At 65.8% G+C, this 20,582-nt stretch carries 19 protein-coding genes; 7 read left to right on the forward strand and 12 right to left on the reverse strand.

The genetic code is table 11. From position 1 onward, the window contains the following. Positions 1–26: 26 nt before the first annotated feature. Positions 27–1,496 (reverse strand): M12 family metallo-peptidase, encoded by a 1,470-nt coding sequence (locus tag OHB24_RS10795; protein WP_327638832.1) that lies wholly within the window; start codon positions 1,494–1,496, stop codon positions 27–29. Between the two features lie 148 nt (positions 1,497–1,644). Here OHB24_RS10795 and OHB24_RS10800 point away from each other — a divergent pair, with 148 nt between their 5' ends. Continuing rightward, positions 1,645–2,106 carry a YciI family protein gene (locus OHB24_RS10800; RefSeq protein WP_327638833.1) on the forward strand — a complete coding sequence of 154 codons (462 nt, stop codon included), beginning with the start codon at positions 1,645–1,647 and terminating at the stop codon, positions 2,104–2,106. Here the strand turns inward: OHB24_RS10800 and OHB24_RS10805 are convergent. The 3 genes from OHB24_RS10805 to OHB24_RS10815 are packed head-to-tail and all read right to left on the reverse strand — an operon-like array spanning position 2,088 to position 4,449. After that, the gene (locus OHB24_RS10805) at positions 2,088–3,194 is read right to left on the reverse strand and encodes a zinc-dependent alcohol dehydrogenase family protein (RefSeq protein ID WP_327638834.1); all 1,107 of its coding nucleotides are present in this window, start codon (positions 3,192–3,194) and stop codon (positions 2,088–2,090) included. The two genes, OHB24_RS10800 and OHB24_RS10805, sit on opposite strands and share 19 nt — an antisense overlap. Further along, on the reverse strand, positions 3,191–3,607 hold the full coding sequence (locus tag OHB24_RS10810; RefSeq protein ID WP_327638835.1) for an acyl-CoA thioesterase: 417 nt from the start codon (positions 3,605–3,607) through the stop codon (positions 3,191–3,193). Before OHB24_RS10810 ends, OHB24_RS10805 begins: the two co-directional genes overlap by 4 nt. Further along, on the reverse strand, positions 3,604–4,449 hold the full coding sequence (locus OHB24_RS10815) for an SAM-dependent methyltransferase (RefSeq protein WP_327638836.1): 846 nt from the start codon (positions 4,447–4,449) through the stop codon (positions 3,604–3,606). The genes OHB24_RS10810 and OHB24_RS10815 overlap by 4 nt, the downstream gene beginning before the upstream one ends. Before the next feature lie 186 nt (positions 4,450–4,635). Here OHB24_RS10815 and OHB24_RS10820 point away from each other — a divergent pair, with 186 nt between their 5' ends. Further along, positions 4,636–5,118 carry a DUF4188 domain-containing protein gene (locus OHB24_RS10820; RefSeq protein ID WP_327638837.1) on the forward strand — a complete coding sequence of 161 codons (483 nt, stop codon included), beginning with the start codon at positions 4,636–4,638 and terminating at the stop codon, positions 5,116–5,118. Between the two features lie 138 nt (positions 5,119–5,256). On the opposite strand, the gene OHB24_RS10825 is transcribed toward OHB24_RS10820, so the two are convergent. The 3 genes from OHB24_RS10825 to OHB24_RS43280 all read right to left on the reverse strand — a co-directional run bounded on the left by OHB24_RS10825 (position 5,257) and on the right by OHB24_RS43280 (position 8,832). Further along, complete coding sequence (locus OHB24_RS10825; RefSeq protein ID WP_327638838.1) at positions 5,257–7,026, reverse strand: 5'-methylthioadenosine/S-adenosylhomocysteine nucleosidase family protein; 1,770 nt, start codon at positions 7,024–7,026, stop codon at positions 5,257–5,259. Between the two features lie 73 nt (positions 7,027–7,099). Then, positions 7,100–7,564 (reverse strand): DUF7768 domain-containing protein, encoded by a 465-nt coding sequence (locus OHB24_RS10830; protein WP_327638839.1) that lies wholly within the window; start codon positions 7,562–7,564, stop codon positions 7,100–7,102. Then, complete coding sequence (locus OHB24_RS43280) at positions 7,561–8,832, reverse strand: NAD(P)-binding protein (RefSeq protein ID WP_442913961.1); 1,272 nt, start codon at positions 8,830–8,832, stop codon at positions 7,561–7,563. Before OHB24_RS43280 ends, OHB24_RS10830 begins: the two co-directional genes overlap by 4 nt. 840 nt (positions 8,833–9,672) lie before the next feature. Between OHB24_RS43280 and OHB24_RS10835 the strand changes: the two genes are divergently transcribed. After that, positions 9,673–11,001 carry an MFS transporter gene (locus OHB24_RS10835; RefSeq protein WP_327641041.1) on the forward strand — a complete coding sequence of 443 codons (1,329 nt, stop codon included), beginning with the start codon at positions 9,673–9,675 and terminating at the stop codon, positions 10,999–11,001. Here the strand turns inward: OHB24_RS10835 and OHB24_RS10840 are convergent. The 4 genes from OHB24_RS10840 to OHB24_RS10855 all read right to left on the reverse strand — a co-directional run bounded on the left by OHB24_RS10840 (position 10,903) and on the right by OHB24_RS10855 (position 15,195). Beyond that, positions 10,903–12,090: an ABC transporter permease gene (locus OHB24_RS10840; protein ID WP_327638840.1), complete on the reverse strand. Its 1,188-nt coding sequence runs from the start codon at positions 12,088–12,090 to the stop codon at positions 10,903–10,905. The two genes, OHB24_RS10835 and OHB24_RS10840, sit on opposite strands and share 99 nt — an antisense overlap. A 74-nt stretch (positions 12,091–12,164) precedes the next feature. Continuing rightward, positions 12,165–12,854 (reverse strand): ABC transporter ATP-binding protein, encoded by a 690-nt coding sequence (locus OHB24_RS10845; protein WP_327638841.1) that lies wholly within the window; start codon positions 12,852–12,854, stop codon positions 12,165–12,167. Further along, positions 12,851–14,146 (reverse strand): peptidoglycan-binding protein, encoded by a 1,296-nt coding sequence (locus OHB24_RS10850; protein ID WP_327638842.1) that lies wholly within the window; start codon positions 14,144–14,146, stop codon positions 12,851–12,853. Before OHB24_RS10850 ends, OHB24_RS10845 begins: the two co-directional genes overlap by 4 nt. Next, a complete protein-coding gene (locus OHB24_RS10855; protein WP_327638843.1) occupies positions 14,143–15,195 on the reverse strand; it encodes a hypothetical protein in 1,053 nt (350 codons plus the stop codon). The genes OHB24_RS10850 and OHB24_RS10855 overlap by 4 nt, the downstream gene beginning before the upstream one ends. Before the next feature lie 113 nt (positions 15,196–15,308). Between OHB24_RS10855 and OHB24_RS10860 the strand changes: the two genes are divergently transcribed. The 4 genes from OHB24_RS10860 (at position 15,309) to OHB24_RS10875 (ending at position 19,622) form a co-directional block, all read left to right on the forward strand. After that, a complete protein-coding gene (locus OHB24_RS10860) occupies positions 15,309–16,007 on the forward strand; it encodes a response regulator transcription factor (protein ID WP_327638844.1) in 699 nt (232 codons plus the stop codon). Beyond that, complete coding sequence (locus tag OHB24_RS10865) at positions 15,997–17,880, forward strand: sensor histidine kinase (RefSeq protein WP_327638845.1); 1,884 nt, start codon at positions 15,997–15,999, stop codon at positions 17,878–17,880. Before OHB24_RS10860 ends, OHB24_RS10865 begins: the two co-directional genes overlap by 11 nt. A gap of 662 nt (positions 17,881–18,542) precedes the next feature. Beyond that, the gene (locus tag OHB24_RS10870; RefSeq protein WP_327638846.1) at positions 18,543–18,965 is read left to right on the forward strand and encodes an MmcQ/YjbR family DNA-binding protein; all 423 of its coding nucleotides are present in this window, start codon (positions 18,543–18,545) and stop codon (positions 18,963–18,965) included. 21 nt (positions 18,966–18,986) lie between these two features. Further along, positions 18,987–19,622 (forward strand): hypothetical protein, encoded by a 636-nt coding sequence (locus OHB24_RS10875; RefSeq protein ID WP_327638847.1) that lies wholly within the window; start codon positions 18,987–18,989, stop codon positions 19,620–19,622. On the opposite strand, the gene OHB24_RS10880 is transcribed toward OHB24_RS10875, so the two are convergent. Then, a complete protein-coding gene (locus tag OHB24_RS10880; RefSeq protein ID WP_327638848.1) occupies positions 19,619–20,563 on the reverse strand; it encodes an LLM class F420-dependent oxidoreductase in 945 nt (314 codons plus the stop codon). The two genes, OHB24_RS10875 and OHB24_RS10880, sit on opposite strands and share 4 nt — an antisense overlap. Between the last annotated feature and the right edge of the window lie 19 nt (positions 20,564–20,582).

Below are 20,582 nucleotides of genomic sequence, written 5' to 3' on the forward strand. Positions count from 1 at the left end.
TCGACGGCCCCGGGGGACTCAAGGTGTCAGCCGGCGGTGACGCGGACGGAGTAGGCGCCGCGGCTGCCGTACGTCGAGTAGCCGGTGTTCAGCGGGCTGCCGTACCCGGTGTTCTCGATCCGGAGGTAGTAACGGCCGGCCGCGACCTGGCGGCTGATGCTCGCGCTCAGCCCGGTCGGGGTGGCCGAGTTGGACTGCCCGGCCGCCGGGTCCGCGGTGGCGACCACACCACCCGACGAGTTCAGCAACTGGAGCTTGATGTCCAGGTCCGCGCCGGACGCCGCCGCGGAGGCCGCGAAGTTGAAGGTGCCGGCTGCGAGGTCGATCCGGAAGGTGTCGACGTCGGAGTCGTTGGCGTACACACCCTTCACGCTCGTCCCGAGCGTCAACGCGGTGGCATCCGACGTACCGTTGCCGTGGTCGTCGGCCCGCAGCGCCAGCCCGTTCTGGCCGACCACCGCGAAGTCGTCTTCCTTGTTGTTCGCCCCGCTGTACTCGCCCTTGCTCCACTGGCTGATCGCCTTCGAGTACCCGACGCCCATGATCGGCGCCCAGGCGCCGTGGCCGGAGTAGTACCCGACGGACGCGGTGCCGTCGTGCGAGAGGCCGACGTTGTGGCCCGCCTCGTGCGACGCGGCCTCGGCGATGTTCTTCGCACCCGTCCCGACGCCCTTGGTGAAGACCAGAGCGGGCTGGTAGTACGAGTGGTTGCTGGTGTTGTCGTACACGCCGACGTACGCGACCCCGCCGCAACCGCAGCCGGACTGGTACCAGGTGGTCGGGTCGATCAGCACCCGCGTCCCGTACTGCTGGTCGGACGCACCGGACCGCGTGATCGCCGCAGCGGCCGGCTGCTGCGTCGTCACGTCCACGTCAAGCGGTGCGTAGTCTTCCGCGACGCGAGCCCAGACATCACGTACGACGTCCTGCTCGGCCGTGCTCCAGTTGCCGGTGTTCCCGTCGGTGTCGTACGGCGTGACGTTCACGGTGGACGGCTTGCCGTTGGTGTTCCACGCCGTACCGGTGATCGTGTGGCCGTCGAAGTCGAGGTAGATGACGCGGTTCGCCCCGGGCTTGCTGTGCAGCTCGAACGCCGGACCGGTCGCGGCGGCGACCGCCTGCGTGGCCCAGCGGGGCGATGCCGCGGATCCGGTCTTCCGCTCGGCCGCGGTGGCGACCGGCTCGCGGTAGAACAGCTTGCCGCCGCGGTCCAGCCAGGCGGTGCGGTCGCTCGCCAGGATCTGCCGCAGGTGGTCTGTGGACAACTTGTTCTGGTCGGCGATCTCGGCGAGCCGGGACTGGACGCGGCCGAGTGCGGCCTTGCCCTGGAGCTCCTGGCCGAGCAGTTGGTCGATGGGGAGCGGAGCGGGCTGCTGGGCGTCGGCCTGGTTACCGACGACGACGGCCAGGGATCCGAAGACGACGGCGCCGGCACAGGCCAGGCCAGCGATGCGGCGGGTCTTGGGGCGGGAACGAGGGCGGGGGCGGTTTGGCATGGGCGGGAACTCCTCAGGTACTCCGGCGTGCCTCACTTGACATACTCACGAGCGGTGTACGCGAACTCGCTGTGCGTAGCCTGCCCGAAAGCCCGCACCGCTGTATAGATTCGACTCGGGATTTAACGTCGACTTGGGAGGGTCCCCGATGCGGTTCATGATGATTTTCAAGGCCAGCGAAGAGTCCGAGGCAGGACAGCCGCCGACCGAGGAGGGCCTGACCGCGATGGGCCTGGTGATGGCCGAGATGGCGGAGAAAGGCGTCCTGCTCGCGGGCGACGGGCTGCTGCCGAGCTCACACGGCTTCCGGCTGCAACTGGACGCCGGGAAGCGCCGGGTGGTCGACGGTCCGTTCGCCGAGACCAAGGAGCTGATCGCCGGGTTCTGCCTGATCGAGGTCGCGTCCCGCGAGGAGGCGGTCGAGTGGGGCTGGCGCTGTGTCGCGGCGGACGCCCGCGGCACCGACGACCCCGAAACCTCCGGGCTGCTGGAGATCCGGCAGGTCCCGACCGCCGAATTCTTCGGTGACAACTACACGGACGAGGCTCGGGAGCGCAACGACCAGACGTTCCAGAAGGCCGCCGAGAACCTTCAGAAGAGCAACACCTGACGGATCGACGAGCCGGCGGCCAGGTCGTCGAAGGCCTGATTGAGGTCGTCGAGCCCGACCGTCGCGGTCAGGAGCCGGTCGACGGGTAGGCGGCCGGCTCGGTACAGGGCGACGTACCGCGGGATGTCGCGGGACGGCACCGACGAGCCGAGGTACGAGCCCTTCACTGTGCGCTCCTCCGCGACCAGGCTGACCGCGGGCACGCTGAACGTCTGCGACGGATGCGGCAGTCCGACGGTGACCGTGGTCCCGCCGCGTCGCGTGGCGGCGTACGCCTGCTCGAGCACTTTCGCGCTCCCGACCGTCTCGAACGCATAGTCCGCGCCGCCGGCCGTCGCTGCACGGACCTGCTCGACGGCGTCAGAGGATCGGGCGTCCACGATCGCAGTGGCACCCAACTCCTGGGCGAGAGCGAGCTTCGACGGTACGACGTCCACGGCGACGATCGGATGCGCTCCGACGAGAACGGCGCCGAGCAGCGCGGACAGCCCGACGCCGCCGAGTCCGAAGACGACCGCGCTGCGTCCGGCCCGGACCTGTGCCGTGTTCACCACCGCGCCGACGCCGGTCATCACGGCGCAACCGAAGAGCGCGGCGACTTCCGGTGGGAGCGACGGATCGATCTTCACTGCCGAATGGGCGGAGATCACCGCATGATCCGCGAACCCGGAAACGCCTAGATGATGGTGTACGCCGTCGAGGCGGTGGGTGCCGGTGAGCAGGGTGCCGGCGGTGTTTGCGGCGGCACCTGGCTCGCATAGCGCGGGGCGGCCTTCGGCGCAGGGGGCGCAGGTGCCGCAGGCGGGCACAAACGCACAAGCGACCACGTCGCCGACTGCAAACCCCGCGGCCTCGGACGCGACGACTTCGCCGGTGGCCTCGTGGCCGAGGAGCATCGGCATCACGCGTGGTCGCGATCCGTCGATCACCGAGAGGTCCGAGTGGCACAACCCGGCCGCGCGGATCCGGACCAGCAACTCCCCCGGACCCGGCGGCGCGAGCTCCAGCTCTTCCACGTGCAGCGGCCGCGACTCGGCGTATGGCGCCGGCAGGCCCATCTCCCGCAGTACGGCGCCGCGCACGATCATCCCGTGATCCCTTCGAGAGCCGCGCGGATCTCGTCCGGTACCGGGACCGGGACGCGGTCGTGCCGCCCGACGAAGACGTGGACGAACCGACCGGTCGCGGCCGGTTCGTCCGAGCCCTCACGGAACAAGGCGATCTCGTAGCGCACGCTGGAGTTGCCCAGCTGCCCGCACCGCAACCCGGCGTCGACGACGCCGGGGAACTCGAGCGGCTGCTTGAACGTGCACTGCGAGTCCACGCACAACCCGATCACGTCGCCGCGATGGATGTCGAGCCCACCGAGGCGGATCAGGAAGTCGTTGATCACGGTGTCGAAGAAGCTGTAGTACTCGACGTTGTTGACGTGCCCGTAGACGTCGTTGTCCTTCCACCGCAGCGTGATCGCCAGGTGGTGCGGGTACGCGCTACGGTTCACGGCTTGCGGCCGACACCCACCCACAGGCTGCACATGATGTCGGTGAACTCGCCCTTGTCGACCAGGGCTTGCGTCTCGTCGTCGGGGTACCAGCGGAACGGCGACACGACGCCGGGCTCGACCAGCTCGGTGCCCTCGAAGAACTCGGTGACTTCTTCCTTGCTGCGGACCTGTGCGTCGCCGCCGTCGGCCTTGTAGACCACCATCGCCCGCTCCCACAGGTCCGGCGCGAAGTCGGGGGTGCAGTGCGAGAAGATCAGCAGCGAGCCCGGGGCCAGCGGCTCGACCAGCTGACGGACCAGGTCGTACGGCTTCAGGGCGTCCGGCAGGTAGTGGAAGACGCCGACGATGCTCAGCGCGACCGGCTTGCTGAAGTCGATCAGCTCCCTGACCTCTTCGGACGCCAGGATCGCCTGCGGGTCGGTGACGTCGGCCTCGAGGTACGCCGTCTTGCCTTCCGGCTTGCTGACCAGCAGCGCGCGCGAGTGCGCGAGCACGATCGGGTCGTTGTCGGCGTACACCACGTGCGCCGCCGGGGTGATCTTCTGGACGACCTCGTGCAGGTTCGGGCTGGTCGGGATACCCGTGCCGACGTCGAGGAACTGCGTGATGCCCTGCTCGGCGGCGTACTTCGCCGCGCGGTGCATCCACATCCGGTTCGACAGGGCGGCGGTGCGGAAGCCCGGGAACGCCTGCAGCAAGTGCTCGGCGGCCTGCCGGTCGATCGCGAAGTTGTCCTTCCCGCCGAGGAAGTAGTCGTACACCCGGGCGCCGTGCGGCCGGTCGAGCTTCAACTGCTCGTACATCCGCGGGTCGACGTCGGCATCCTGCGATTCAGCCATGAAATTCCCATCCGCGCTGCGGCTCAGAACTGAGTAGCCATCGTAACCGGTACACAACGGACTGTGACACCGGCAGAACGACCCTACCGCTCCCGACCGGCCATGCAATCAGCTCCGGCGCGTCCGTCCCAGGCCTTTACAGAGGATTGAATTCCCGCCCTCGTTCTGCCGTGGTGGACTGTCTGTATGGGTGAGGTGATCGCGGGGCGGCAGACGGCGGTGTACGACGGGGAGGTGGTCGTGTTCCTGATCGGGATGCGGGTCAACTCGTTGGTCAAGGTGCGTGAGTGGCTGCCGGTGTTCCGCGCGATGGGGCCGATGCTGCGGGAGCTGATGAAGGACAATGAGAGCGGGCTGCTCGGGTTCCGGACGCTGCCGACGTGGCGCGGGATCACGCTGATCCAGTACTGGGAGTCGGTGGAGAAGCTCCAGGCGTTCGCGAACGACACCGGCCGCACGCACCGGCCGGCCTGGGTCGAGTACTTCCGCAACTCGTTCAAGAGCGGCGCGGTCGGCATCTGGCACGAGACGTACGTCGTACCGGCCGGCAACACCGAAACCATCTACGGCAACATGCCGCTCCTCGGCCTCGGCAAGGTCACCGGTGTCGAGCCGGTCGGGAAGCGGGGCGATACCGCCGCCCAACGCCTCCATCGTGCGGAAGGTTGACGGCACCTGCAGAGTCAGGCCACGAGATCAATCGTCACGACGTGCGGGTCTATTGTTCCGGGCGACGGTCTCACCAGTCCCGCACATGCGCGGATGATTTCGCTGCGCCGAGGTGTCAAATTGCGCTTGCCGCGTGATCTATAAGCCTTTTCGTAATCCACCTTGACATATCACGTGCACGACCGCCCGAGCCGCAGAGTCTGCAGCTATCGCTTGACGCTTCATTTTATCGGAACTCTTGCCAAACGCATAATCACAGACCGACTTGACGACCAGCCATTGCGTTCCCTCTCTGTCTGCCGCCGCCTGAATCCCGGCGCCTTCCATCTCACCTCCAATCGCTTCTGGAAAGCGTTCAGCGAGGGCCTGGCGGAAACCCAAATTGTCGATCAGCTTATCTCCGGAGATTACCTGCCCGACCTGAACATCGAACCCATGTCCACCCAGGGAGGCCGCCAGGAAGCGCCCAAGAATCCGCGGATGGGCGTCAACTCTCGAGCCACGGTCAACTACATGGGGGTTTCCCTCGTTCGTGCCCATTCTCTGCAACTCATAGTCGGCCAACTGCCGAGAAATCAATACCTGGCCAATCGCTTGCGACTCTTTCATCCCAAATGCAACTCCCACCGCGATCACATACGCGGGTCGCAGGTCATCGATGGCCTCGCGTACGGTCAGAGTCGATCCTCCTGTGCCGCGGCTGCTCATTCCTGATCTCACAGCCGCCACGACCGTTCCTGCGACGCCCGCATAAATGTGGTACGAGTTATTTGTGTAGAAGACGGTTCGATCCCTGAATCCGGCTTCCTGAAGGGCAACGTCGAGCGCATTCGTCTCTGCGTCATTTACCGTCACGAGTAGCACATCGATCTGCTCCACCGACTGCCCCCAAGGAGATTCCTCGAATATCGTCCGCAAGTCTGCGTGACGGTCACCAAGCGAACGCGCCAACCGGGCAACTGCGTCATTCATGTGAGCTCCCACGACGTCTGGATGCCATGGGGTCGCGAGAGACATCACTCCAGTCGCTCGGGCGGCATCTTGCAAAATTGCACGCAATCGCGCTCGCTTGACGTCCTGACTGGGTATCGATTCGATGCCGCCAGTCGGCGATAGGAACTTCGCAACCCACCGGCTCAATCCATCGATCAGCCACCGCACCCCCACCCCGGCAGAGTAGAACTGTATTTCGCGTCGCTGTAGGACCAGTGGTTCAAATGCAGCGAAAGGTGTCGTTTGTGGATTCACAAGGTCGGAGCAACCAAGGATGTAGGCGAGGTGCCCCAAAACAGGAATGTCGTATGCCGGAAATGAAATAGACAAGCTATCGAAGAACTGAAGTCCGGAAATTCCTGTCGCTATATCACCATTACCGACCTGCATATAGTCTCTTGTGAATGCTTCGCTAATCTTCCGGCGAACCCGATACTCCACAGAGGCTTTCTGTGCGAGAGCACCTAATTCGGGTCGGAAATACGAGAAGGTAATTGCCTGACCTTCTCGTTTCCGCAAAGCACTCCCGACCGGATCAGCGAGACCCAATGCAACCGGCTGCCACTTTCCACTCGTTCGAGGCAATTCGTCAGCCCAGATCAACAGCTCCCGATGCAGGGGAGCTGTGCTGCCGAGAGGCTTCAATCTTGTCGGCGCGAAGAGCGGCACCGAATCGTTTGTCGAGAAGTAGTTCGGGTATCGTGCGGCGTCGTACTCGTATGCGTTGCGCCTCGACTCTAAGAACTCGTCTCGGCTCAACTCGTGACTGAATGCTGCCAGATTGCCGGTGCGGGTCAACAATTCAAGCTCACGTAACACAGGCCCCGCGACTGCGTCATTCTCATACAGCGCGGACAGCCCACAGTAGAAGTCCGCATCGGTGAATAGCGACAGAAGTCTCAGCAGGCGGATCATCTCCGCTGCGGGAGGCCGCCACGATGCGGCCTGGCTTAGCTCACGGTCCAGGAAGTGTAGATAGAGGGCATTCTCATACAGCGCCCGGCACCTCGGCTCTGCGACCTAGAGCCGAGGCGACGAACTCGGTCGAGCCATTGAGGAGATACTTCAGGATCTCCTGCCGGCCCATGCCGCTGGTCGAATAGACCTCGCCCTCGAAATCTAGACGATTCGGTGCCAGTTCTCGAATGCAATCAGCGCGATTGTCTATCGAGAAGTATCGTATAGGCATCTTGGCGTGCTCTGCTTGTGCAATCTCAATCAGGACGCCGTCTGCGAGCGTTTCACCGAACACCCACACTTCATCACTTATGTTGAGCAGCGCATGATTCGCATCACGTACCGCGTCCCGCGGAACCCGGTCAGATAGAAAATAGTCGAAGGCCCGGAACGGGTTGAGCGGGACAGCGCCTCTCTGAAACACAAACTCACAGATCGCATCTCGGCAGTAGAAGTACTGCTTCGATTGTGCCGTGTAGACAACAGGGCCACTCATTCGCCGCCTCCATCTGACGGCCCCGAGATTGCGTTACCCACAACGTACCCGCTGACCAGCGCTGCAGTGAGCCCTCTGAAGTCCCCTGCCGAATCACCGGCCACCCAAAGTCGAGGCAGCGGAGTCTTGAGTCGTGAATCGTGTCGAAGATACATTCCCACGCCCTCCACGGTCGGTCCAGCGATGGATGCCTGTTCGAGCCGACCCTGGGGAAATTCTTGCACCAGTACTGCAAGTCCCGCAGACAGGCGCGCCGACATCGTTCGCCCTAGTACTTCGGTGAGCATAGCGGTCTCAGAGGGTAGCCGGGTACTTCCACCTAGTAACGATCCCAATTCCGATCGAACTAGTCCATGCGTGCGCGTCAAGCGCTCGCGCATGCTGGGCCATTCAGCCTCAATCGATCTATTGTCCAGAATACGGACATTGAATCCAACGTTTGATTGCGTGGTAGGCGGCCCATCCGCGTGGCCTGAGACGCTCTCAATGCCATACGACCTCCCGGTCACAACCGCGCCATTTCTACAACAACAGAACGTTCGCCATTCAACAGATCGATCACCATTTCGATAGATCAACTTAGGATCGAGTCTAGGATGGTCTTTCAGAAAGAAATTCTCGGCTGGCTGCTCAATTCTGACACCTACCTCAACCCTGATTGGCGTTTGCGCCCTGCCTGGCAAGCAGTCCTGCACTAGAAGTGGGCCATATCGTCCGGCGGCAACAACTAGGTTTCTACATGCAACCCTCAACTCATCGCCATGCGTCTCACCATCGAGCATCCATCCGATTGGCTGGGGAGTGATTCGACATATGCGCGAGCCCGTCAAGATATCAACGCCGCCAGACAGTTCCGATATCATCCGGGCACGTACGTCGAGCGGCACGTAAATCGATGGATAGTGCTTATCAACACTAGCGTGATTGATTTTCGTCGGTGATATCCCCGCAACGACTCGACCGATTGAAGATATATCGACGCCATGCCGAGCAAGAAGGCCGTCGAGCGACCGCTGCGCCCGATCAAGTAGATGCGGATCCAGTTCCCAGACAACGGTGGCAGATGGCCAGAATGAAAACTTGCCGTCTGAGTACAAGCCTGCGCCCCCTACCCCTTCGAGCAGAGTCGCTGGATCATCTTGCGATCTGTCGCTCACCACCGGCCCGGCCTCAAGGACGAGAACGTCTGCACCTCGGAGCGCCTGAGCTGCGGCGAGACCGGCCGGCCCGGCACCTATGATCGCCGTTTCCACAGAGACCTGCGGCATCTCGATCCCCCCATCGAGCACTACGTCTGACGCCGATGACGCGCGTGCGCGAACTCTGCTCCGATCTTAGCTCGATCCCGCCTTCTACAACAGACTTGAAGGAGGTTCCATGGGAATAGCCTGACCTGCAGAGCCCATCTACCAACCGATTGGATTCCGATGCGATTCACTAGCCGGCCCCGCAGTTCTCGGGGCTCACTCTTGGACAGCGCGGAGTATTCCGCTTTGAAGGGCGAACAGTTAGAGCGGATAAAGCAGCGAGACAACTTTTTGAATCTGAACGTCGTAGCGATCGGCCTGACGTCATCGCTGGCGATTCAAGTCGAAGGACGTCAGTATGCATGGCTGCTGATTCCATGGATCACGACAATCCTTGGATGGGCGTACCTCTCCAACGACGACAAGGTCACCGCAATCGCGCGATATCTCGAGCAGAATGCGAGGGCGTCCAGATCGTCGGTATCATGGGAATCGAGTATCAAAGGACTGACGTCGGCAGCTCTGCGGCGAACTGCGGAGGCTATCGTGTTCCTATTGGCGTTCGTAGCACCGACACCACTCTCAATCGCTCTGTACTTGAGTTCTTTTCGTGCGGATACATTCAAACCACTCTCTTGGATTTTGATCGGTTCCGAAGCCCTCCTGACGGCGGGACTCACCATGATCTACTTTTCGTCTCTTCTTGAGAGGCGGCGTTGGAAATTCCCTCCGCTAGTGCCCTGAATCCAAGACCTCGGTTCTATTGTGTCGGACCCGTTGAGCTCAGAACCTACTGATCGGCTCGGCCCTCAGCATGCTCAGCGCAGGCCCACCCACGGCTACAGTGCAGGCGTGCGGTTCATGCGGGATTTGCGGACGCTGTTGCGGCGGCGTGATTTCCGGCGGTTGTTTGCGGTTCGGCTGACGTCCCAGTGCGGGGACGGGGTCTTCCAGGTCGCGCTGGCGTCGTACGTGCTGTTCTCGCCGGAACGGGCACCGGATGCCGCTGCGATCGCGGGCCTGTTCGCGGTCTCGCTGCTGCCGTACTCGGTCCTCGGACCGTTCACCGGCGTACTGCTGGACCGCTGGTCGCGCCGCCAGATCCTGTTCGGCGCCAATCTGACCCGGGCCGCTCTCGTCATCGGCGTCGGCGTGATTGTCGCGGCTGACAACGCGGGTGCACTGTTCTACCTCGCCGTACTGCTCACCCTCGGCGTCAACCGCTTCCTGCTCTCCGGTCTGTCCGCCGGCCTCCCGCACGTCGTCGAGCGCGACGAACTGGTGATGGCCAACGCGGTCACGCCAACAAGTGGTACGGCGTTCTTCCTGATCGGCGGCGGGATCGGCGCCGGGGTGAAGCTGCTCGTCGACTCCGACCTGATCGTCCTCGGGCTGACCGTCGTCATCTACACGGCCGCCGCCCTCCTCGCCCTCCGGCTGCGGCGCGACCAGCTCGGCCCGGACCTGAGCGGCGACGAGCCCGGCATCACCGAAGCACTCCGCACGATCGCGACCGGTCTCGTCGACGGCGGCAGGCACCTCCGCGAGCGCCGGCAGGCCGCACTCGGCCTCGCCGCGATCGGGTCACTGCGGTTCTTCTTCGGGCTGATGACGGTCGCGATGATCCTGCTGTACCGCAACCACTTCTACGGGCCCGGCCAGCTGGATCAAGCGTTCGGCGGGCTCGCGATCGCGACCGGTGCGGTCGGCGCCGGCCTGTTCGTCGCCGCACTGATCACGCCGTGGGGCACTCGGGTGATGGCGCTGCGGCAGTGGATCACGCTGCTGTTCGCGGCCGCGGCGGTGGTGAGCGCCGTACCGATCGGGCTCTACACCCAGCCCGCGATGGTGGTCGGCGGGTTCCTGACCGGGTTCTGCGCGCAGGGCATCAAGATCAGCGTCGACACCCTCGTGCAGACGGGTGTCGACGACGTGTACCGCGGCCGGGTGTTCTCGCTGTACGACATGATCTTCAACGTCGGGCAGGTCTCCGCGGCCGCACTCGGCGCGGCGATCCTGCCCGACAGCGGGAAGTCCTACCCGGTGCTGGCGCTGATCGTGGTCGGCTTCGCGATCACCGCCCTGGTGTACTCACGTGCCTCGCAAGGCGGTGATCGGCTGGATGGCGGAGGCCTTCCAGGCGGGATAGGTGCCGGCGACCAGACCGATGAACGCACCCAGCAGGGGTGAACCGAACGCGAGCCGGTTGTCCAGGATCGGCGTCCAGTCACGGACCCAGGACACGCCAACGGTGAGGATGACGCCGACCGCCGTGCCGAGCAGTCCGCCGAGGAAACCGACGATCACGCTCTCCACCAGGAACTGAACCGCGATGTGTCTTCGGGCCGCGCCGAGTGCTCTGCGCAGACCGATCTCGGAGATGCGTTCCAGGACCGACAGCAGCGTGACGTTCGCGATGCCGAGTCCGCCGACGAGCAACGCGACCGCGCCGAGCAGCAGGAACAACGCGTTCAGGTCGGACTCCACACCTTGTCGTACGGCGCCCTGCTTCGGTGGAGCGTCGACGCTCAAGGTGCTCGGGTTGTTCGGCTCGATCGCGATCGGGGCCTGCTCCGCGATCAGTTGCGCGGCGCCGACCGCCGTACGGATCTCGACCGCGTCGGGCGACTCGAGGTTGTAGGCCTGCTGCGCCGTCCCGTTCGGCATGATCACCGCGTCGTTCAGGTCGGCGCGGCCGGTGACCGAGTCGAGGATCCCGATCACCGTGTACGGCTCGTCGCCGATGAACACGGCCGGCTGCGCGTCGACCCGGTTGATACCGAGTCGCTCCGCCGCGTGCTTGCCCAGGACAACCACCTTGTCGGCACGCTGGTCGTGACCGTCGTCGAAGAACCGGCCGGTCTTGAGCACCGCGCGTACGGCGTCCCAGAGACCGGAGGATCCGGCCATCACCTGGAGAGCCTTGCCCGTACCGCCGTCCAGGCCGGTGACGTTCTCGACCAGGTCGTCACCGATCTCGAGGCTGCTGACGGTTCCGACCGCTTCCACGCCGTTCAGCCGCTTGATCCGGTCCGGCGCATCCCACGGCAGTTGCGTCGCCGCCTCCCCTTCCTGCCCACCTTTGTCGTCCGGTTGCACAACCACCCGGGTGGCTGCGGCCAGATCGAACCGCTGCGTGATCTGCCCGGCCGCGGTCTGCCCGAGCCCGACTGTTCCCACCAGCGCAGCGACACCGAGCACGGTGCCGAGCGTGGTGAGAATCAGCCGAGTCGGCCGGGCGGCGACGCCGGCCAGCGCTTCGTCGAGCAGATCCCGCACGGCGGGACGGGATCTGAGCCGGCGACGCCGGGACGTGGACGGCCCGCCGGCGGGATCCGGGGGGCCTGCTTGGGTTACCACTTGAGGGTTCCGTCGACGATGCGGACCTGGCGTTGCGCCCGGCGGCTCACGTGGTCGTCGTGGGTGATGACGGCCAGCGTCATCCCCTCCGAGTGCAGTTCGTCGAACACTTGCAGGATCGCCTCCGCGTTCGCACTGTCCAGGTTGCCGGTCGGTTCGTCCGCGAGCAGCAGACTGGGCTCCGCGACGAGCGCCCGCGCGATCGCGACCCGCTGCCGCTCACCACCGGAGAGCGTGGTCGGCGCGAACTCCATCCGGTGCGACAGCCCGACCCGATCCAGCGCCACCCGCGCCCGCGCCATCCGTTGCCGTCGCGGCACCCCGACGTACACCATCGAGAGCGCCACATTCTCCAGCACGGTGCGGTGGTCGAGCAGATGGAACGACTGGAACACGAACCCGATCCGCTCCCCCCGCAGTACGGCGCGCCGCCGCTCGCGCAGGCTCATCGTGTCCACGCCGTCGAGCCGGTACACCCCACCCGTTGGGTTGTCCAACAACCCGAGCAGATGCAGCAACGTCGACTTCCCGGATCCGGACGGCCCGACGATCGACAGATACTCCCCTTGCCCAATGATCAGGTCGATCCCGTTGATCGCTTGTACTTCGGGCGGCCCTGGAAAGAACCGCCGTACGCCGATCATCTCGACCACCGGCGCCGGCAACGCGACCGCGGTACTCATCGCCCGACCACCACCTGGTCGCCGTCGGACAACTTCGCGTCGCCCTTCGGCGTGACCTGCGCGAACCCGTCCGCGGTCAGCCCGACCGTGACCGGGATCAGCTCCACCTGCCCGTTCCGCAGGACCTCGACCCGCGAGGCGCCGTCGGATCCGGACGACAGGGCAGCGACCGGTACGGCGAGCACCTTGCCGCTGGTGCTCTTGATCGGGATCGTCACCCGCACGTTCGCGTCCCGCAGCAGGGCCAGCTGACTCGCGGTCAACGCGTTCGGCGCGACCACCACGTCGTACTGGTTCCCGTTCTTCGTGACCCGACGGACCTTCCCGGCGACCGACACGCTGTCACCGAGATCGAGCGTCGCCGCCATACCTGCCTTCAGCCGCTGCGCGGTCTCCGCGTCGACCTTGACCGTGACGACCAGCGACGCACCGCTGGCCGACATCACCACGCCGCTCACGGTTCCGCCGCGCTCGACCTTCACGTCGTCGACGCGGCGCGGGAGCGTCTTCACGTAGACCACTTCGGACACCGGCAGCGGCGTTCCGGCCTTGAACTCGGCCTCGTTCGCCGCTTCCTGAGCGTCCGCGAGGTTCTCCTCCGCGTCGTCCACAGCGCCCTGCTGCACCGACGTGTCCTTGGCTTTCGCGGCCTTGGCCGACTTGAGTTGCGACTGGGCGGCGCGGAGCTGCTTCTTCGCCGCGTCGACCTGGTTCTTCGACTGGTCGACGGCCTGCGTGAACTTCTCGTCCGGCTCGGGCGCTTCGTACCCGGCGCTCTCGTACAGCTCCTCCACCGCGGCCGACGTGTCGAGCGTGTACTGGTCGTCGACCGTCCCCGGGTCGTACCCGAGCCGATCGAGCGTCTGCTCCAGTTGCAGCACGTCAGGTCCCTTGGACCCGGGCGAGAGTGTCCGATACATCGGCAGTACGCCGGCCAGCCCGATCACCGGTCGCCCGGTGATCTCGAGCAGCGCCTTGCCCTCGGTGATCGTCGACCCGACCGCCGGCACCTTCCCGGTGACGATCGGCGGTGTCGTCAGCCCGCTGGTCTCGACCCGGATGTTCACCGCGCCGTCGAACGACGCGTCGCCTCGACCGACCACCTTGCTGGACAGCGCCTTCTTCGCCACCGGCACGGTGATCTGGGACGCCTTCGGCGCCGCGGTCTTCGCGGCGGCGTCCTCCGGCGAGCTGATCCGGCTGCCCGCGGCGACACCGACTCCGAGCGAGACGGTGGCCACCGCGGACACTCCGACCAGCACCCGGCGGCGGGACTTGGGCGAAGCGGTCACCGGTTCGCCGTCTCGTCGCGGTACGCCTCGAGCTCGGCCTTGTGCTGGTCGACGAACTCCTTCTCGGCTGCGTACTGCACCTTCTTGTACGCGTCGTCGTACCCACTGGCCTTGCACTTCTGGTCCGCCACCGCGAGGGCGATCTCGGACTTGCGCAGCTCGGACAGCTTCGCCGAGTCGACCTTGTCGAACGACGGCGGGCCGGTGATCGTCTTGGACGGTCCGCCCTGCGCGGGCGGCTTGTTCCCGGTCAGCGTGTCGAGTTTCTGCTGGATCTGCTCACGCGGGTCGTCGACCTTCTTGAGGCCGGAGTGCCCGGCGTCGGCCATGCAGTCGGACCAGGCGCTGGTGGCGTCCACCACGCGCTGGTCGGTGTCGATCCGCTTCTGCAGCGCCTGGATGTCCTTGAACAGGCTGTCGAACTTCTTGAAGTCGATGTTCCGGTCCGCGCCGTCGCCGTACACCTGCTTGACCGCCTTGCCGCGACATCCCATGTCCTGCTGACCGCTCGAGCTCGGGCCGTCCTTGCCGCCCTCGATCACGACTGCGCCGTTGCCGGTCGCGTTCGGCCCGTTCAGCGCCTTGTCGTAGGCCTTCTGCGCGGCCGCCGACAGTGCGCTGCGAATCTTGGTGTTCGGGTTCGAGTCGTCTTCTCCGGCCTTCGACCAGTCGATCGTGCTGATGCCGTAGCCGTACTGCTCGGCGAACTTGTCCGGCGGCAGGTTGAACGCCTCGCTGAACTTGCTCTTCGCGTTCTGCTCCGGAGGTACGGCGACGTACTCGAAACCGGCCGTCTTCATGCAGGCGGCGGTGGCGTCCTCGACCTTGCGCTGCTTGGCCAGGTCCTCCTCGGTCGGTTGCTGAGCGCCGCCGGCCCGGACCGCCATCTTGAACCCGCCGCCGGACGAGCTGACGAAACCGTCGCCCATGTACTCCGCGAGCGGGCTCTTGTCGCTCTGCTGATCGGACGCGACCGGCGCCTTGTCGTTCCCGCAGGCAGCCAGCGCCAGGACCGCCATCACCGTGAGCGCTGTTCGTGAGGTCTTCATGGCAGTGGAGCGTGCCGCCGCGGCCGTCAAGAACCTGTGAAGGTCCCGTTTGCACCCGATGCTCTCAGTCGATCTTCATCGGATTCTCATCAAGTTCAGGGACATTGATGGGTATGCCAGCCCGGATCCTGGTCGCCGAAGACGACCTCAAGCAGGCGGAGCTGATCCGGCGGTACCTCGAACGGGAAGGGCACCTGACTGTCGTCGTCCACGACGGCCGGGAGGCGATCGACGAGGCCCGCCGGCGCAGCCCGGACCTGCTGGTGCTCGACGTGATGATGCCGAAGGTCGACGGTCTCGACGTCTGCCGGGTGCTGCGCGCAGATGGCGATATCCCCATCATCATGCTCACCGCCCGCTCGACCGAGGACGACCTGCTGCTCGGGCTCGACCTGGGCGCGGACGACTACCTGACGAAGCCGTACAACCCGCGCGAACTGGTCGCGCGAGTCCGATCGGTACTGCGTCGGACCCGAAGTAGAGCAGAAGGTGAGGTGTACCGTGTCGGCGAGCTCGAGATCGACCCGAGCCGGCACGAGGTCCGGCTGACCGGGGAGCTGATCGAGCTGACACCGGCCGAGTTCAAGATCCTCGCCTGCCTGGCGGCCTCGCCGGGACGGGCGTTCTCGCGGCAGCAGTTGCTCGAGCACGCGTTCGGCTTCGACCACTACGTGTTCGACCGGACCGTCGACGTACACGTGATGAACCTGCGGAAGAAGATCGAGCCGTCCGCGGGCGCACCGGCGTACCTGAAGACCGTGTACGGCGTGGGGTACAAACTCGCGGACAAGGCGGTCAGCCATGCGTCGTAGCGTGCTGGTCCGGTTCCTCGCGTTGTCGCTCGCGGTCGCGCTCGGGGCCGTGATCGCCACCGCGGTGATCGCGACGTACAGCACGTCGGAGAAGCTGCAGGGCGAGATCGACGCGAACACGGGGCAACTGCAGGTCGACGGCGAGATCTACGGCCAGCTGTCGAAGTACGCCGCGGATCATCCGACCTGGTCGGGTGTGGACAAACTCGTGCACGAACTGGCCGACAAACTCGGGCGCCGGGTCGCGGTCACCGCCGACGACGGCTCGGTGATCGCGGACTCGGCCCGGATGCTCGGCGCCGCTCCCGAACTCCCGTCGGTGCCGGCAGCAACCATCGACGTCCGGAACTCCGGTGGTGCGAAGCTGGCCAGCGTCTCGGGCGCGATGAGTATGTACACCGTCCGTAAGACCGTGGCGGCCGGCGCGGCAGGTGGGTTCGCGACGACCGCGAACGCGATCCCGCCGTTCGTGGGCGCCCCCGACTGGGGGTTGACCGAGGAGGAGCAGCGGAGCCAGGCAAAGCTCGCCCAGCAGGCAGCCGACTGCTACACCGCGAAAGGCAAGCCCGCGACCGTCGCGGAGACCGGCGGGGCGGTTCCGCAGGTGATGATCGAGTCGACGGAGTCGCTCGCCGGCGCGCGCGTGATGGAGAAGCCCGGCATCTCGTCGAAGGACGACAGCTGTTACCAGCCCGGACTGTACGCCCCGAGCGCCAAGGCCAAGATCGTCAACGACGACGAGGTACGGCGCGCGGTCGCCTGCCTCGATGCCGCGAGCATCAAGTACCAGGTCAACGACTTCGGGGGGCTGAAGTCCGTCGAGCCCCTGGCCAAGGGCGACTTCACCGACAAGTTCATCGACTGCACCACCCAGGCCCGCGTCCAGGCGTTGACGCCGTACGTCGCCCCGCCCGCGAAGCTGTACCTCGGGGCGAAGAGCACGTTCAACGTCTTCTCCGGTGAGGGACTGCTGCGGACGGCGGCGACCGCGCTCGGTGTGCTGCTGATCGCGGCGCTGGTGATGGTCTTCGCCGGGCGTCGACTGGTCCGGCCGATCGTGGCGTTGACGGGTGCGACGCAGCGGATGCGGAACGGGGACCACGCGGCGCGCGTGCCCGTGAGCGGGAAGGACGAGGTGGCACGGCTCGGGCATGCGTTCAACGACATGGCCGAATCGATCCAGCGACACGACTTCCAGCGCAAGGCGATGGTCAGCGACGTCGCGCATGAGCTGCGGACACCGCTGGCGAACATCAAGGGATACCTGGTTGCGTCCGAGGACGGCGTCGTACCGCTCGATCAGTCGCTGGTCACGTCGCTGCTCGAAGAGACCGGGCTGCTCGAGCACCTGGTCGCCGACCTTCAGGACCTAGCCCTCGCCGACGCCGGCATGCTGCGCCTGCACCCGGCACCACGCGACCTCTCCGAACTCGTCCAGCAGGTCGTCTCCGCGCACGGGCCTGCCGCCGACACGGCAGGGGTCACCCTCACCGCCTCGGCCGCCGACACCTCCGTCGCGGTCGTCGACGGCGCGCGCATCCGGCAGGCCTTGGGAAACCTGGTGTCGAACGCGATCCGCTACACGCCGACGGGTGGCCATGTCGTGGTCGGCGTACGGCCAGTGGAGTCTGACGGCAGAGCGGGTTTCAACCTGACCGTCACCGACAACGGCGTCGGCATCGCGCCGGAACACCTTCCGCACGTGTTCGACCGCTTCTACCGCGCCGACGTCTCCCGCACACGCACCACCGGCGGCAGCGGGCTCGGCCTAGCCATCACCAAACACCTCACCGAAGCCCACCAAGGCCAAGTAACCGTCACCAGCAACCCCAACAGCGGCTCCACCTTCACCCTCTGGCTCCCCGCCAACTGACGCCCCACCTCCGATACCGCCGCACCCGACCTGGTTGCGATGCACAGGTTATTTGCTGTGCACCGCCCCCAGTTGGGGTACGGCGGCACAGCCGGGGTTATCCCCTCGCGTGCAGGTTTCTCCCCTCCTGTATCGGTAGAGAACCCACAACCCGAGGGGATAACCGGCTCTTCTGACTGATCCGTAGGCTCGGCCGGTTGCGGGTCAGGGCTTCCGGCCGAACCGAACGTCCCGCCGCGGCCCCCGCTGTCTGCCGGCCATTGATCGCGGTCCCGTCTGCATTGGTGGAGGGTTTCCCGTACATCGGTGGAGTGTTTCTGGCCCTCTCGCAGCAAAACCCTCCACCAACAACCGCCCCATCGCCGTCACCAGGTCAGCTGGGAAGCTGGGGGTTGGGTTGGGGAGGTTTTGTTCCCGGATCGGGCAGGAAATCATCCCCAGATCCGCGTACCAGCTCATGCCACGCACGGCACCCGCGGGCACCGGCCGGGAGCAAACCACCCACGGATGCGGCAGGAGCCGGATAACCCGTCGTCTGCTCGACGGAGGCTGACCGGCGGAGAGTGGGGACAGGCGCTGGTGACTGGGGACAGGTAATACCAGGTGCCGAGCCCCCGGTTGGGGTGCGATGCCCCGAGAGTCGGCAACCCTAGACTCGGGGCATGGTGGCGCGGAGGGCCCGGGTGGCGGATGTGCATGACGTTGCCTCGGGGATGCCGCATGTCACCAAGTGGGAGCGTGACGACGGGACGGATCGGCCTGTGTATCAGGTCGGCGGGAAGTCCTTCGTGTTCTTCCGTACGCCGCGGCCCGACGCGGTCGACCCGGTGAGCGGGGACAAGTACGACGACGTGATCATGATCTGGGTCGAGTCCGAGAACGAGAAGCTCGCACTGCTGTCGGACGACTCGAACCCGTTCTTCTCCACCCCGCACTTCGACGGGCACCCTTCGGTCCTCGTCCGGGCCGGCCGGCTGGGCGAACTCACCAAGCAGGAACTGACCGAGGTCATCCAGGACGCCTGGCTCTCCCGAGCCTCCAACCGGCGCGCAACGATGTGGCTGCGAGAGCATCGATTGAGCTGATCGCGCTGCCACACTGAGCGTGTGAGCTCACCGCCTTCCGGCCCGAACGACAACTGGCAGCCCCAGTCGGGCGACTACAAGTCGGCGCCGACCTACGGGAAGCCGCCGCGGAAGAACCGCGCCGGGCTGATCATCGTGCTGATCGTCGTCCTCGTGCTGGTTGCCATCGGCGCCGTCGGCGTACTCGCCTACCGCCTCGTGAGCGACTACCGCACGACCGACCGCGAACCTGGCAGCGCCGCCACCTCACCACGCGCCGCCGCCGGCAACCCGAAGCCCACCGCCGCGAAGCCAACCACCGCACGCCCAACTGCCGTGCGCCCGACCACCGCGCGGCCGAGTGTTGCGGGTAAGGGCGTCGCTGGCGCGAGCGCTCTCGCGCGCCGATTCGTCACCCAACTCAACGCCAACAACTCCAAGGGCGCAGCCGCCTTCGCCTGCGACGGCTCGGAACAACTGATCCCGTTGCTGATGCGCACCCTGGTCGGCCCGCCAACCAAGCTCACCACCGGCACCCCCGCCGGTCAGCCGCCGACCTTCGTCATCCCCCTGTCAGGCACCTCCAAAGGCGCAGCCGTCACCGGAGTCCTGGTCATCAACCAACGCGATCCGGCGCCCCTCTGCGTCCAAGCCTTCCAAATCACCACCACCCGCTAACCGCCGAGCGACCGGGCTGTTTCCAGGAGGGGGGTGCCGGTGGGGAGGGTGGCGATGATGGGGGTGTCTAGGCCGTTGTCCACGTAGCGGTTGATGTGGGATCGGCATTCGGCGGGGGTGCCGTGGACTATCAGGGCGTCGATGAGGTCTTCGGGGATGGCGGCCATCGCCGCGTTGCGGTCGCCGGTGGACCAGGCGTCGCGCATCGGTTTCATGATCTCGCCGCGGCCGAGCCAGTCGTGGAAGGCGGCGTACCCGGGCACGGTCAGGTACGTCGCGATCAGGAAGCGGCCGATGTTGCGGGCCATCTCGGCGTCCTCGGTGACGCAGACGAAGATGCGGGCGGCGAGTTCCTTGTCCGGACCGAGTTCCTCGCGAACCCGGCGTACGTCGTCCGCCGACAACCAGTTGGTGATCGCGCCGTCGGCCTCGCGCGCGGCCAGTCGCAGCATCTGCGGGCGAAGCGCGGCGAGCATGATCGCGGGCGGTACGTCGGGCGCCTTCTCCAGCCGGAACCGCCGGATCGTGAAGCTGTCGAACTCCCCGTCGACCTTCTCCCCCGCGAACGCCTGCCGCAGGAACCGCAGTACGTCGCGGGTCCGCGCCAGCGGCGGGTCGTACGCGATCCCGTTCCACCCGGTCACGATCGTCTCCGACGACGCCCCGATCCCGAGCACGAACCGCCCCGGCGCGAGATCCGCCAACGCCGCCGCACTCATCGCGAGCGCGGCCGGGCCGCGCGTGTGCACCGGTACGACAGCTGTCCCCAACCGCAACTGCTGATCCCATTCGGACGCGAGCACCAGCGGCGTGAACGCATCCGCGCCGGCCACCTCCGCCGACCACAGATCCGTGTACCCCAACTCGTACAGCTCCGAGACCAGCGCGCGGTGATCCCGCAGCGGTACGCCGGTCAGCGGGACAGTCAGACCCCAACGCATGCCGATCATCATCCTCTTG

Origin of the sequence: Kribbella sp. NBC_00482 (genome assembly GCF_036013725.1) — a bacterium.
Classification (GTDB): Bacteria; Actinomycetota; Actinomycetes; order Propionibacteriales; family Kribbellaceae; genus Kribbella.

Excerpts from the sequence above, each read along its gene's own strand:
- OHB24_RS10795 (WP_327638832.1), bottom strand. The coding sequence starts at position 1,496 with ATGCCAAACCGCCCCCGCCCTCGTTCCCGCCCCAAGACCCGCCGCATC.
- OHB24_RS10800 (WP_327638833.1), top strand. The coding sequence starts at position 1,645 with ATGCGGTTCATGATGATTTTCAAGGCCAGCGAAGAGTCCGAGGCAGGA.
- OHB24_RS10805 (WP_327638834.1), bottom strand. The coding sequence starts at position 3,194 with ATGATCGTGCGCGGCGCCGTACTGCGGGAGATGGGCCTGCCGGCGCCA.
- OHB24_RS10815 (WP_327638836.1), bottom strand. The coding sequence starts at position 4,449 with ATGGCTGAATCGCAGGATGCCGACGTCGACCCGCGGATGTACGAGCAG.
- OHB24_RS10820 (WP_327638837.1), top strand. The coding sequence starts at position 4,636 with ATGGGTGAGGTGATCGCGGGGCGGCAGACGGCGGTGTACGACGGGGAG.
- OHB24_RS10825 (WP_327638838.1), bottom strand. The coding sequence starts at position 7,026 with ATGATCCGCCTGCTGAGACTTCTGTCGCTATTCACCGATGCGGACTTC.
- OHB24_RS10830 (WP_327638839.1), bottom strand. The coding sequence starts at position 7,564 with ATGAGTGGCCCTGTTGTCTACACGGCACAATCGAAGCAGTACTTCTAC.
- OHB24_RS43280 (WP_442913961.1), bottom strand. The coding sequence starts at position 8,832 with ATGCCGCAGGTCTCTGTGGAAACGGCGATCATAGGTGCCGGGCCGGCC.
- OHB24_RS10835 (WP_327641041.1), top strand. The coding sequence starts at position 9,673 with ATGCGGGATTTGCGGACGCTGTTGCGGCGGCGTGATTTCCGGCGGTTG.
- OHB24_RS10845 (WP_327638841.1), bottom strand. The coding sequence starts at position 12,854 with ATGAGTACCGCGGTCGCGTTGCCGGCGCCGGTGGTCGAGATGATCGGC.
- OHB24_RS10855 (WP_327638843.1), bottom strand. The coding sequence starts at position 15,195 with ATGAAGACCTCACGAACAGCGCTCACGGTGATGGCGGTCCTGGCGCTG.
- OHB24_RS10860 (WP_327638844.1), top strand. The coding sequence starts at position 15,309 with ATGCCAGCCCGGATCCTGGTCGCCGAAGACGACCTCAAGCAGGCGGAG.
- OHB24_RS10865 (WP_327638845.1), top strand. The coding sequence starts at position 15,997 with ATGCGTCGTAGCGTGCTGGTCCGGTTCCTCGCGTTGTCGCTCGCGGTC.
- OHB24_RS10870 (WP_327638846.1), top strand. The coding sequence starts at position 18,543 with ATGGTGGCGCGGAGGGCCCGGGTGGCGGATGTGCATGACGTTGCCTCG.
- OHB24_RS10880 (WP_327638848.1), bottom strand. The coding sequence starts at position 20,563 with ATGCGTTGGGGTCTGACTGTCCCGCTGACCGGCGTACCGCTGCGGGAT.